Genomic DNA, 13856 nt, shown 5'->3' with positions numbered 1-13856 from the left:
GTTGACATTGTTCAACGAGACTGCAAAGGGTTTTATTTTGTGACTTGATGTGTAAAGATTACAATAAGCAAATATCAACCATACAAGCGATTTGTGAGAAAAAATTCACACATTTAAGGTGTAAAATCGACAAATTTGTTAACAAGAACAAAAAAGTTGTTCATTTCTGATATCTTTAGTAGGAAGAGAGTAGTATACTGATTTTTCAGTATGAGCGAATTTAAGGAGAGGGGATCAAAATGAACAAGAAACCTAGGTCGCTAACCCGGATTATCATTCCGGTTGTCCTGACGTTGGTTACAATTGCATTGATTGTCTGGCCAATGCTGGCAGGCGGGCAGTACGTTGTTCTGGATCCGAAGGGACCAATTGGCGCTTCGCAGAGAGATTTGATTGTCATCTCGACAATTTTGTGTGCTGTCATCATTGTGCCAGTACTCATTTTGTCTGCCGTAATTGTATGGCGTTACCGCGATAAGCCGGATAACAAAGCTGCTTATGAACCTAACTGGTCTCATAGTACGAAGGCGGAGGCAATCTGGTGGACGGTTCCAATTATTATTATTGGAATACTGGCAATTGTAACGATTCGTTACACGTATGATCTGGAGCCTTCGAAGCCGTTGGCTCACGAAAAAGCACCAATTACCATCCAAGTGTCTTCACTGGACTGGAAATGGTTGTTTATGTATCCTGAGCAAGGGATTGCAACGGTCAATACGCTGAATATTCCGGCAGATCGGCCCGTGAAGTTTGAACTCACTGCGGATTCACCGATGAACTCATTCTGGATTCCGCAACTTGGAGGACAGATTTATACGATGTCGGGTATGGCAATGACCTTGTATCTGCAGGCAGATCATGAAGGCAAGTACTGGGGTTCAGGCGCTAACTTCACAGGTGAGCATTTTGGAGAAATGCGTTTTGATGTGAATGCTACATCGGACGAAGATTTTGACAAATGGGTAGCTGAAGTGAAACAAAGTTCCCAAGAATTGACCACAGAAGGTTACAAAGCACTGGCTGAGCCAGGAACAAGCAATGTTGCTTATTATTCTGCCTTCCCAGAAGGATTGTTCCAAAATATTGTGACCAAGTATGTAGTAGATGGTCAAAGTGCTCACAGTAAGCATGGGACTTCAAGTGAAGCTTCTGGAGCCATTCAAAATGCAATTGATACGTCCAATAAAGACGAGGACAAGAGTGCTAACTAAAGATTCGAAAGGAGGCCCCCAATGTTAGAGGGACTTAAAGAGTTTGCATCGGAGTTTTTCGTAACCGGTGATCCGCTCATTTATGGTGCGATGGTAGCTATCGGAATTACCATGATTACTATTGTAGCGGTACTAACTTATTTTAAAAAATGGGGCTGGCTCTGGCGTAACTGGTTAACTACCGTCGATCATAAAAAGATCGGTATCATGTATATCATCGCTTCCATTATCATGTTATTCCGTGGTGGTGTGGATGCGCTAATGATGCGCCTTCAGCTGGCTATGCCTAACAATGAATTTCTAAATCCTGAGCATTATAATCAGGTCTTCACAACTCACGGTACGATCATGATCTTATTCATGGCGATGCCATTTATGTTTGGTCTATTTAACGTTATCGTGCCATTACAGATCGGAGCAAGGGACGTTGCGTTCCCGTTCCTGAATGCACTGAGCTTCTGGTTATTCTTCCTGGGAGCAATGCTGTTTAACCTGTCATTCGTTATTGGTGGTTCACCGGATGCAGGATGGCTAAGTTATCCGCCTCTATCGGAGCTGTCACACAGTCCAGGGGTAGGACAGAACTTCTATATATGGGGTATACAGATATCGGGTATCGGTTCCTTGGCTACCGGTATTAACTTCCTGGTTACCATCATTAAAATGCGTGCGCCAGGCATGAGATGGATGAAAATGCCGATGTTCACATGGTCGGTATTCTCCACTTGTATCATTATCTTGTTTGCTTTCCCGATCTTGACCGTGACACTTGCATTGTTATTCCTCGACAGGTTTGCCGGGGCGCATTTCTTCACACTTGATCTGGGCGGTAACCCAATGATGTATATCAACTTGATCTGGATGTGGGGTCACCCTGAGGTATACATTGTCGTCTTGCCGGCATTCGGTGTGTTCTCCGAGATTGTAAGTACCTTCTCTCGGAAAAAACTGTTTGGCTACAAGTCGATGGTATTCGCAATGTTGATCATCAGCTTCCTGTCCTTCTTCACATGGGCGCATCACTTCTTCACGATGGGTTCCGGAGCAGACGTGAATGCATTCTTCGCCGTAACTACGATGTTGATTGCTATTCCAACAGGGGTTAAGATATTCAACTGGCTGTTTACCATGTATCGAGGAAGGATTCGCATGGCGACTCCGATGATGTGGACACTTGCCTTTATCCCGTGCTTTATTGTCGGGGGGATGACAGGCGTTCTGTTATCCGTTGCTCCTGCTGACTTCCAGTTCCACAACAGTTACTTCCTGATTGCCCACTTCCACCAAGTATTGATCGGTGGTGTTGTCTTCGGATACTTCGCAGGTCTGTACTACTGGTGGCCTAAAATGTTCGGTTTCCAACTCGAAGAGAAACTGGGCAAATGGGCATTCTGGACTTGGAATATTGGTTTCTATGTCTGCTTCATGCCGCAGTACGCTGTCGGCTTGATGGGTATGACACGTCGTCTGAGCACTTACGGCTGGGATACTGGCTGGTGGGAATTGAACTTCGTATCCACAATCGGGGCATTCCTGATGGGTGTCGGATTCCTGTTCCAAGTTGCGCAAATCGCAGACGGTATTCGCAAATACAAATCACTCAAAGCTCCTGCCGATCCATGGGATGGCCGTACGCTGGAGTGGTCAATTCCTTCACCAGCTCCTGAATACAACTTCGCCGTTACACCGCGCGGAGATGATATTGATGAGTGGTGGGAAGAGAAAGAACGTCGTGCCAAAGGCATCTATCCGCCAGAGCAACCGCTTGAGCCGATTCATATGCCGAAGAACTCTGGAATTCCGTTCATCATGTCTGTCTTCTGGTTCATTGCCGGTTTCGGCTTTGTCTTCGGATGGCTGTGGATGGCAATTCTCGGACTGGCTGGCGTAGGGATCTGTATGATCGCCCGTTCATTCTCATACGATACGGATTATTATATTCCGGTCGACGAAATTAAGCGTACCGAAGCGTCGTTAAGGGGGTCGGTATAGATGGCTCAAGCAGCCGCTAAGCACGGTGAGAATCATGCACATGGTCACGACCATGGACATCATGATCCACAGGAAATGAAAATTCTCGGATTCTGGTTCTTCCTGATTTCCGACGTTATCCTGTTCTCCGTATTGTTCGCAACCTTCATTGTGTTGCGTGACAATACGGCGGGCGGACCGATTTTGTCTGAATTGATCAAAATGCCTGGTGTTATTGCCGAAACGTTTATCTTGCTCACAAGTTCATTCACGAGCGGACTAGCCGTACTGGCGATGAATCAAGGCAAAGTAAAACAATTAATCAGTTGGTTGGCTGTTACAGCCGTTCTGGGTGCAAGCTTTATCGCACTGGAAGTATATGAGTTTATTGAGTTGATTCACGAAGGGTTCAGCTTTACAACGAGTGCTGCTTCTGGCGCATTCTTCACCCTTGTAGGAACTCACGGACTTCACGTATCGCTCGGTCTGATCTGGATGATTGGACTTATGTTACAACTGAAAAAACGTGGTATTACCGATGTTACTCGCGGTAAAATTAACGTCATCAGCTTGTACTGGCACTTCTTGGACGTCGTATGGATTTTCCTCCTGTCGATCGTCTATCTCATGGGGGTGATGTAGATGTCAGAGCACAACTCACATGATTCCCACGGTCATGAGCAACATGGTTCACTGAAGTCTTATGTCATCGGCTTCATTCTGTCCGTCGTTCTGACAATCATTCCACTTGTGGTGGTTCTCAATGATATGATGGAAAGAACAGGAACACTCATTGTTGTTCTTGGCACGGCAGCACTTCAGTTTGTGGTTCAACTCTTCTTCTTCATGCATATCCGTGAAACAGAGAAACCACGCTGGAATGTCATGGCCCTTATTTTCGGTTTACTGATTATGATGACCATCGTAATTGGTTCGATCTGGATCATGCTTAACAATGCTGTTGCACATTAATTGATATGATGAAAGAGCTTCACGACCTTGGTAATCAAGGTTTGTGGGGCTCTTTTTTTTCTAAGCAGAAGTTATCGCAAATTTTAATGAAAAAAAGTTGTATTATATCTTAATAAGTCGTTTATGAAATAATTTACCAGTGATATTATTGTTATACACTCAGTCAATATATTCAATATTTTAGCTAGGCTATTTTAGCAAAATTATTTTAGGAGATGTACCAATGAAAGCTAGGGTAATCCGTTATTATCGTTTTGGCGAACCAAGCGAAGTGTTATGTATGGAAGAAAAAGATGTGATACCCCCTGGCCCCGGTGAATTAGCAGTGAGGATGTATGCTCGGCCTATTAATCCCTCCGATATTATTCCTGTTCGAGGAGCTTACCCGCATCGTACCCGATTACCAGCTGTTCCCGGGTTTGAGGGTGTGGGGATAGTAGAAGCAGTAGGGCCGGGAGTATCCAATCAAATGTTGGGGCGCCGTGTCTTGCCGCTAAAAGGTGAGAATACTTGGCAGGACGTCGTGAAGACCTTGGATCGTCATACAATCATCTTGCCAAATGATATCGATGATCACTCAGCCAGTCAGCTCTATATTAATCCGGTTACGGCTTGGTTGATCTGTACAGAGGTGCTTAAGCTTACGTGTGATCATACCCTGATTGTGAATGCAGGGGGATCTGCAATCGGACGAATCTTTGCACAGATCTCAAAAATCTATGGATTTAAATTGATTGCGCTTACGAGAGATGATCGTCATACTGCTGAACTGTATCGTCTTGGAGCAGTTTCTGTTATCAATACAACGAAAGAGTTGCTACAGGCTAGAATTACGGAATTAACAGAGGGGCGCGGTGCTGATGCAGCCGTGGATTGTATTGGAGGGACAGACGGGGAACAGTTGGTCAGTTGCCTTAAGCCAAATGGTACGGTCATCAGTGTAGGACTACTTTCGAGGATCACACCGTTATGGCATGAAGCAACCCGGGGAACACAAGTTCATGTGAAACTTTTCTGGTTAAAACATTGGGTGGAACGCTGTTCGCAAGAACGCTGGGAACAGGTATTTCATGAGGTGATGGAGCTGGTCAGAGCAGGGAGGCTTGTCATGGCAAACACTGGGGCGACGTATAACCTAACGAATGTACAACAGGCTATTGCAGCGGCTGAATCGGGTATCGAGGGGAAGGTTCTCTTATTACATTAGTACATAAGACTTGGAAAAAAGTCTTAATCTCATTATCACATAAATTACTTTTTCGAAAATAAAGGTACACAAAAGATACATAATGAACTAAAATGAACTTATATGAACATGTTCAAACTCAATCCCAACTAATTTAAATGACGAAAGGAATGGATTAATAATGGAAAATCGTTATGCTGCACATCCCAATGAAGTGAAAACGTATGATACATCTCGCCTGCGTGAGGAATTTTTGATGGAACAACTGTTTGCAACCGATGAATTGGTAACGGTGTATTCTCATGTGGATCGTTATATTGTGGGAACGGCTGTACCTGAGAGCAAGGACATTACCCTTGAAGTGAACCTGAAAGATATCGGAACGAACTTTTTCCTGGAGCGTCGTGAAATCGGTATCATTAATGTCGGTGGTCACGGAACAGTGACAGCGGATGGACAAGGTTATGAGATTGGAGCGAAGGAATGTCTCTACATCGGTAGAGGTGTGAAGGAGGTTGTGTTCACGAGCAGTGACAAGGCTCAACCTGCCCAATTCTATTTTGTATCCACACCGGCTCACCACACCTATCCAACAGTAAAAGCAACACAAGAACAAGCTCAGCCGAATCATCTGGGCAGCATCGAAACTTCCAATGAGCGTACGATCTATCGTTACATTCACCAAGGAGAAGGTGGAATTCAGAGTTGTCAGTTGGTGATGGGCATTACCGAACTCAACAAGGGTAACATGTGGAACACGATGCCTGCACATACCCATAACCGCCGTTCCGAAGTATACTTGTACTGGAACTTGCCTGAAGACGGTGTTGTATTCCATATGATGGGTGAGCCAAACGAAACACGCCATCTGGTTGTACGCGACCGTCAGGCGATCATTTCCCCAAGCTGGTCCATTCACAGTGGTGTGGGTACAAGCAATTACACCTTCTGTTGGGCGATGGCTGGTGAGAACCAGACGTTCGAAGATATGGACGGCGTAGCGATGAAAGACCTGAAATAATAAATTACAGATGTCTGAGTTAAATTGACAGGGTGGACGCTAGAACACTCATTCATTTGACTCAGGTAGTATAGGAAGTTGATTATGATGAATCCATTGAAAAGACATGAAAAAATTATGGAGGCTCTGTTGGAGCGTCAGGAAGTAACCGTCAGTGATCTTAGTGATCTGCTGCAGGTGACTGGGAAGACTGTGCGAGAGGATCTCGACAAGTTGGAGAGTATGGGACTGCTCGTACGTGTCCATGGTGGTGCTATGCTGGCTCAGAATGACCAGTATGGCATCTTGAATAGCCGCGGAGTTACCGAGAAGCATCATTCGGAGAAGACGGAGATTGCTGAACGTGCCCTTGCTTACATTCGACCTGGAGATATCGTTGCTCTCGATGGTGGCAGCACCACGCTAGAGATGGCCAAACGTCTCGATAATCAACCGCTGACGGTGGTGACCAATGACCTGTTCATTATTGCGGAGTTGACCAAAAAGGAGCAAGTGCGACTGGTTGTGCCTGGCGGGGCGCGTGTACGGAATATGTTGGTTGGGGATGATACGGCTACGTTTATATCCAGTCTTAACATTCATAAAGCCTTTATATCCACGACAGCCCTTCATCCGGAATTTGGATTATCCATATACACGGGAGATCTGGTTCCTTTAAAAAAAGCAATGATATCTGCCTCGCAGCAAGTATACGGCGTTGTGGATCATTATAAATTCGGACAATTTGCACTGCGAACTTTCGCCCAGTGTTCGGAACTGGACTACATTATCAGCGATAGTCGTTTGGATGAAGAGACGGTTGCCTTATACGAGCAGAGCGGTGTCACAGTGGATTATCAAAGTTAACCTCATTCATTATTCATGGGATTAAAGAACGGACGGCTCTACGGATTGCATATCAAAACCATGCGGAGGAATCATTCATGAACCCATTTGATTTAAGCGGACAAGTTGCACTGGTAACAGGTACCTCGGGAGGACTTGGACAAGGGATGGCCATTGGTTTGGCAGAAGCAGGTGCTGATGTGGTGCTGGTCTCTTATTCCAAGCCTGCGGCAACGGCAAGTGCCATTGAAGCACTCGGACGCAAAGCTTATGTGATTGAAGCGGATTTAAGTCGTGAAGATGAGTTGTCGGCAGTGTTCGAACAGGCGCTTGCGTTCCAGGGCAGAATTGACATTCTCGTCAACAATGCCGGAATCATTCGTCGCACACCTGCGGTTGATCATGCAGGGCAGGACTGGCATGATGTAATTGGTCTGAACCTGAACACTGTATTTTTCCTAAGCCAATTGGCAGGCAGACATATGATTGAACGCGGAAGTGGCAAAATCATTAATATTGCATCCATGTTGTCCTATCAAGGTGGGATCAACGTGCCAGGGTATACAGCCAGTAAACATGGCGTTGCCGGTTTAACCAAAGCACTCGCCAATGAATGGGCAGGGAAGGGAATCCAGATTAACGGTATCGCACCTGGTTATATGGAAACCGATAATACTACCCAGATCCGTGCGGACGAGAATCGTTACCGGGATATTACAGCCCGTATTCCTGCGGGGCGTTGGGGAACACCTGAAGATCTGAAAGGCCCGGTTGTCTTTCTGGCATCTGCCGCTTCGGATTATCTGAATGGTCATGTGCTGAATGTCGATGGCGGCTGGATGGCACGTTAATCACTTGATAATCGGATTAGCATAAGGAGGCAGTGAGATGAAACTTGGTATTCTGGCGCATACATTTGGCAAACAGCCTACAGCACAGCTTGCGCAGACGATTGCGGATAATGGATTTAATTCCGTACAGCTGGCGCTGGCCAAAGCATTATCCGATGTGGACTCATCGAATGGCAAGCTCAGCCCTGGACTGGCAAATGAGATTGGAGATCAATTTGCACAGCGCGGGGTGAAGATTGCGGTACTGGGCTGTTATATTAATCCGATTGACCCTGATCCGGTAAGACGACGTGCGGACATTGATCGATTCAAGGAGCATCTGCGTTATGCCCGGGATTTTGGTTGCAGCATGGTAGCAACGGAGACCGGGAGCTTGGACACCTATCAGGATACACATCCGGATGGATATGAAGAGAAGGCGTGGAGTGTGCTGAAAGAAACGGTTGAGGAGTTGGCTGAGGAAGCGGAGAAATGGGGCGTGCATGCGGCGATTGAGCCTGTGTCCACACATACTCTTCATACCCATGAACATATGACACGTTTGTTTGAAGAGATTCCTTCATCGAATCTGGGGATGCTGTTCGATCCGTGTAATCTGATCAAACAACCACATGCAGCAGATCAAGGGGCTTTCTTGCGCGAGGTGATGGAATCGCTGTATCAGCGCATGATTGTGATCCATGCCAAAGATGTAGCCTTTGATGCACAGGGAGAGAAGTACAATCCGGTACCTGGGGCAGGGATACTGGATTACCCGTTATTTTTTGAATTGCTAAAAACGTACAAGCCGCATATTGATATTTCACTTGAAGGCGTAACTGCGGAGGAAGCTGTACCTGCAGCCAAACATTTGCGTGAAGTATGGAGTGCAGTTCGGGTCTAACCAACCCCTGGATGAGGTATTGCATGCCGAAGCCAAAGTAGCTGAAAAACCTTTGCGAGTGCAAAGGTTTTTTTGGTACAGAAATCGATAAAGCACATATTTAATATTTCTTATCGGAACAATCGGAAATAATTCTTTTCAAATACGACATCTTGTGAGAGAATATGGAAAACATACGCCACCATGCGAAGACATCAGGAACTTCAAGAACGTATATATCGAGGGAGGATTCAGATTTATGTCAAACGAACGTGAGCTTTCATTTGAAACATTGGCAATTCATGCAGGCCAGGAGATTGATCCAACCACCAACGCACGAGCTGTACCCTTGTATCAGACAACATCCTATGGATTCAAGGACACCGAGCATGCAGCTAACTTGTTTGGTTTGAAAGAGTTTGGCAACATTTATACCCGTCTGATGAATCCAACAACCGACGTGTTTGAGCAACGGATTGCGGTGTTGGAAGGCGGGGCTGGAGCGCTGGCTACAGCTTCTGGTCAGGCAGCCATTACGTTTTCACTTCTGAATATTGCTGGTGCAGGCGATGAGATCGTGTCTTCGGCAAGTTTGTACGGAGGTACATACAATCTGTTCTCGACGACTTTGCCGAAACTGGGTCTGGACGTGAAATTTGTGGATTCCAGTGATCCTGAGAATTTCCGGGCAGCGATTACGGAGAAAACGAAAGCATTGTATGCCGAAACGATCGGTAATCCAAAGGGGAATGTACTGGATATTGAAGCGGTGGCAGCGATTGCTCATGAACATGGAATTCCTTTGATCGTGGATAATACGTTCCCAAGTCCGTACCTGCTTCGTCCAATCGAACATGGCGCAGATATTGTCGTTCACTCTGCAACGAAATTTATTGGCGGTCATGGTACATCCATTGGTGGCGTTATCGTGGATAGCGGAAAATTTGACTGGAAAGCAAGTGGCAAGTTCCCTGGATTGACGGAGCCGGACTCCAGTTATAACGGTGTTGTATATACGGAAGCGGTTGGACCGATTGCTTATATTATCAAAGCTCGTGTACAACTTCTGCGTGACTTGGGTGCAACAATTTCTCCATTCAACTCCTGGTTGTTGCTGCAAGGACTGGAGACATTACATCTGCGCGTAGAGCGTCATAGTAGCAACGCCCTTGCGGTTGCGGAATTCCTTGAGAAACATGGGGATGTGTCTTGGGTAAGTTATGCAGGTCTGCCGAGCCATGGTTCTTATGAGCTTGCACAGAAGTATCTACCAAGAGGGCAGGGTGCCATTCTGACCTTTGGCATCAAAGGTGGTGCGGACGCAGGTCGCAAATTGATTGAAAGTGTCAAACTGTTCTCTCACCTTGCAAACGTGGGCGATTCCAAGTCACTGATTATTCACCCGGCAAGTACAACTCACGCACAGTTGACCGAAGATGAACAGACCGCAGCAGGGGTTAATCCGGAGTTGATTCGTCTGTCTGTGGGCACCGAGAACATTCAAGACATTATCTATGATCTGGAGCAAGCCATCAAAGCAAGTCAGGGAGCAAGTGTAGGCGCGTAAATGGCATTGGGTGGATGTGTAAATAATCACTTAAGTGGTAGGCCATAAACAGGTCATATTGAATATCAATAGATGGTTAAAGCCGTTGTCCTCCGGGACAGCGGCTTTTTGTCTTTTGAACACGCATGTATGACTATCCATCGAAAAAAGCCCATTTACAAATGAGGACCACAGGCATATACTGATTAAAAGTTGTATTGGGTAAAAATAATTGCATAAGCACAAAAATGATTATCATTCTCATTCTAGATTATTGCAAAATCATTCACAAACCATGCTGCTGCGGGATTCCCGCAGCAGCATGTGTCATTTTTAGGGCATTAACAATGGCTCTCATTCTCAATACAACTTCATTTTTGGGAGCGGAATTTAGCAGACTCGTCATCCGCAAACCTACCATTCGAAAGGAACGTGATTCATATGCAAGCGATACATCAACCTCTACACAGACAGAAACAAGCAGAACAACGCTCAGCCCAAACACCCGGCCCCAATCGGGGCAAGAAGCCTGATTTTCGAGCCATGATACAGAAAAAAGAGATGCAATCAGCATTGGGCAGCGGGCTGTTGATGCTGATTGCCTGGGGAACTGCACCGTATTTTGGTACCTTATCCATCATGCTCTACATTGTGGCGTATGCCGTTGGCGGTTGGACCAAAGCGAAGGAAGGCATCGAGACACTGGTCAAGGACCGTGATCTGGATGTAAACCTGCTGATGATTGCCGCATCCCTTGGGGCAGCAGCCATTGGTTACTGGAATGAAGGCGCGATGCTGATCTTTATTTTTGCACTCAGTGGTGCGTTGGAAAGTTATGCGACAGAGCGCAGTCATAAGGATATCTCATCGTTGCTGGCGCTCAAGCCGGAGACTGCACTGCGTATTGAGGACGGACAGATGAACCTTGTGGCTATTGATGATCTGGAGCCGGGTGATCTGCTGTTGGTCAAACCGGGAGAACTCATCCCAGCAGATGGTGTCGTGTACCGGGGGAGTTCTTTTATCAATCAGTCGTCCATCACCGGAGAATCCCTGCCTGTGGACAAAGTTGTGGGGGATGAGGTCTACGCAGGTACGGTAAACGGGGAGGGTGCCTTATATGTAGAGGTCACAAAATCGGCTGAAGGGTCACTGTTTGGCAAAATCATTAAAATGGTGGAAGAAGCACAGGCAGAAGTGCCGGATTCCCAACGTTTCATGGAGCGGTTTGAAGGAATATACGCACGCATTGTTGTAGGGGTGACTTTACTTGTGATTGCAGGAACTCCACTACTGCTTGGCTGGACATGGAATGAGGCATTTTATAAAGCGATGGTGTTTCTGGTTGTTGCTTCGCCTTGTGCATTGGTGTCTTCGATCATGCCTGTCATGCTGTCCGCGATGTCCAGCAGCGCCCGTCGTGGCATTCTCTTTAAGGGTGGTACCCATATGGAGAATATGGCTCGCACGCGGGTCGTGGCTTTTGACAAAACAGGTACATTGACCATGGGCACCCCTCAAGTCACCGATATTATTACGGCTGAACATGTAGATCGCGCCAAGTTGTTAGGTGCGGTAGCGGCCATTGAGAACCTCTCGATGCATCCTTTGGCTCGTGCCATCGTAGATCAGGCTAACAAGGAGAATATTACACTCCAGGAAGCGGAACACGTACAGGCTCTCACAGGCTGGGGCATCGAAGGAACTGTGAACGATGTGGTCTGGAGCATTGGCAAAACAGATGTACTGGGATCAATGCAGTCAGAGAAGATGACAGGCAGCAACGTTGATCCAGATGAACATGATGTTAACCCTGTGAAGGTATCTTCTGAGTGGGGCGATGTATGCTCCCGTCTTGAAGGGGAGGGGAAAACCGTATCCGCTGTTATGGCTGATGGTGAATTAGTCGGGCTGATCGCGATGCGGGACACGGTACGGCCACAGGCAGCAGCTGCAGTAAAAAAGCTTGAAGCGATGGGTGTAAAAGTTGCCATGTTAACAGGAGATCGAGCCAGATCAGCTTCTGTAATTGCGCGTGAAACTGGAGTAAGCATGGTCTATGCAGACTTGCTGCCTGGAGATAAAGTGAAGCAGGTCCAAGCGCTCCGCAAACAGTATGGTCCTGTGTTAATGGTAGGGGATGGTGTCAATGATGCACCGGCACTTGCAGCAGCTACTGTGGGTATGGGGATGGGATTGTCCGGCAGCGGAACTGCACTGGAGGTCGCTGATGCGGTACTCATGAACGATAACATTGAAGAGATCGCTTGGGTGATTGGGCAGGCTCGTCGAGCACAGCGCACGGTGAAGCAGAATATGTGTTTTGCCATCACCGTTATTCTGGCCTTAATTGCGGGTAACTTCCTCCAAGACGTCGCATTGCCTCTGGGTGTGGTAGGTCATGAAGGCAGTACAATTCTGGTTATTCTGAATGGGCTTAGGCTGCTACGGTAATGAGATTAGAAGAGGAAATGGCTAATTGGTCTCGCTGGTAGTATGCGGCTGGTTGAACGGCTTACGTTTGAACCTTGGGTCAGCGGGTAATGATTCGAAGAGACGATTCGATAATAAGGGAGCTGTGAATATGGGACGTTATGTACAAGTGGAACCAAATGTAAAAGTATATGTTGAAGATATTGGCGAAGGAACCCCGGTTGTCTTTTTGCACGGCTGGCCTGTTAATTATAAAATGTTTGAATACCAATTGAACGTACTGCCGAACCATGGCATTCGTGCCATTGCGATAGATTTTAGAGGATATGGCTTATCGGATAAGCCTTCCACAGGATATGATTATGATCGCATGGCAGACGATGTTCGTGCCGTTATTGATGATCTGGAGCTGAAAGGCGCGGTACTCGCAGGATTCTCTATGGGTGGAGCGATCGCAGTACATTACATGGCTCGCCATAAGGGACATGGTGTCTCCAAGCTGGCCTTGTTATCTGCGGCAGCACCTGTGTTCACACAGCGTGAAGGTTATCCGTATGGATTGACTTCAGAGCAGCTGAACGAGCAGATCATTGAGCCGATCTTTGCAGATCGTCCGAAGTTACTGGAGACGTTTGGCGGCATGTTCTTCGCGAAGAAACACAGCCAGCCCTTCATGGATTGGTTCCACGCCCTCGGCATGGAAGCTTCATCTTATGGTACCATTCGCAGTGCAATGGCGTTGCGGGATGAGGACTTGCGAGATGACCTGAGTTCCATTCAGGTGCCAACAGCCATTTTGCACGGGAAAAAAGATGAGATCTGTTCGTTTGAGTTCGCCGAGCAGATGCACCAAGGCATCGCTTCGTCTCAACTTATTGCTTTTGAAGAGAGCGGTCATGGTGCATTCTATGATGAATTGGAAAAATTCAATTCGGAACTGATTCGTTTCATCCAATCCTGATCAGGAGTGGGCGC

At 46.7% G+C, this 13856-nt stretch carries 12 protein-coding genes; all 12 read left to right on the top strand.

All coding sequences use genetic code 11. From position 1 onward, the window contains the following. Window positions 1-239: 239 nt before the first annotated feature. The 12 genes from cyoA (at window position 240) to MKY66_RS25635 (ending at window position 13842) form a co-directional block, all read left to right on the top strand. Window positions 240-1214, top strand: coding sequence for a ubiquinol oxidase subunit II (cyoA, locus tag MKY66_RS25690; protein WP_076212765.1), 975 nt, complete (start codon window positions 240-242; stop codon window positions 1212-1214). A gap of 21 nt (window positions 1215-1235) precedes the next feature. Continuing rightward, window positions 1236-3206, top strand: coding sequence for a cbb3-type cytochrome c oxidase subunit I (locus MKY66_RS25685; protein ID WP_076212762.1), 1971 nt, complete (start codon window positions 1236-1238; stop codon window positions 3204-3206). Continuing rightward, entirely contained in the window at window positions 3207-3827 is a 621-nt protein-coding gene (gene cyoC, locus MKY66_RS25680) for a cytochrome o ubiquinol oxidase subunit III (protein WP_036606911.1), read from the top strand. After that, window positions 3828-4157 carry a cytochrome o ubiquinol oxidase subunit IV gene (gene cyoD / locus MKY66_RS25675; protein ID WP_036606914.1) on the top strand — a complete coding sequence of 110 codons (330 nt, stop codon included), beginning with the start codon at window positions 3828-3830 and terminating at the stop codon, window positions 4155-4157. 223 nt (window positions 4158-4380) lie between these two features. Then, complete coding sequence (locus MKY66_RS25670; protein WP_076212759.1) at window positions 4381-5364, top strand: zinc-dependent alcohol dehydrogenase family protein; 984 nt, start codon at window positions 4381-4383, stop codon at window positions 5362-5364. Window positions 5365-5524: 160 nt separating this feature from the next. Beyond that, entirely contained in the window at window positions 5525-6364 is an 840-nt protein-coding gene (gene kduI, locus MKY66_RS25665) for a 5-dehydro-4-deoxy-D-glucuronate isomerase (RefSeq protein ID WP_036668043.1), read from the top strand. Between the two features lie 87 nt (window positions 6365-6451). Further along, window positions 6452-7210, top strand: coding sequence for a DeoR/GlpR family DNA-binding transcription regulator (locus MKY66_RS25660; protein ID WP_076213059.1), 759 nt, complete (start codon window positions 6452-6454; stop codon window positions 7208-7210). A gap of 77 nt (window positions 7211-7287) precedes the next feature. Further along, entirely contained in the window at window positions 7288-8040 is a 753-nt protein-coding gene (gene kduD / locus MKY66_RS25655; RefSeq protein WP_076212756.1) for a 2-dehydro-3-deoxy-D-gluconate 5-dehydrogenase KduD, read from the top strand. A 37-nt stretch (window positions 8041-8077) separates the two neighbouring features. Next, the gene (locus MKY66_RS25650) at window positions 8078-8923 is read left to right on the top strand and encodes a sugar phosphate isomerase/epimerase (protein WP_076212753.1); all 846 of its coding nucleotides are present in this window, start codon (window positions 8078-8080) and stop codon (window positions 8921-8923) included. Between the two features lie 238 nt (window positions 8924-9161). Then, window positions 9162-10469 (top strand): homocysteine synthase, encoded by a 1308-nt coding sequence (locus tag MKY66_RS25645; RefSeq protein WP_076212732.1) that lies wholly within the window; start codon window positions 9162-9164, stop codon window positions 10467-10469. 420 nt (window positions 10470-10889) lie between these two features. Beyond that, window positions 10890-12902 (top strand): heavy metal translocating P-type ATPase, encoded by a 2013-nt coding sequence (locus tag MKY66_RS25640; RefSeq protein WP_076212726.1) that lies wholly within the window; start codon window positions 10890-10892, stop codon window positions 12900-12902. 130 nt (window positions 12903-13032) lie between these two features. Then, window positions 13033-13842 (top strand): alpha/beta hydrolase, encoded by an 810-nt coding sequence (locus MKY66_RS25635; RefSeq protein WP_076212723.1) that lies wholly within the window; start codon window positions 13033-13035, stop codon window positions 13840-13842. The last annotated feature ends 14 nt before the right edge of the window (window positions 13843-13856 follow it).

Source organism: Paenibacillus sp. FSL R5-0766, assembly GCF_037971845.1.
Taxonomy (GTDB): Bacteria; Bacillota; Bacilli; order Paenibacillales; family Paenibacillaceae; genus Paenibacillus.
Note: the sequence above shows the minus strand (reverse complement) of the source record. Positions and strands in the feature narration are given on the sequence as shown.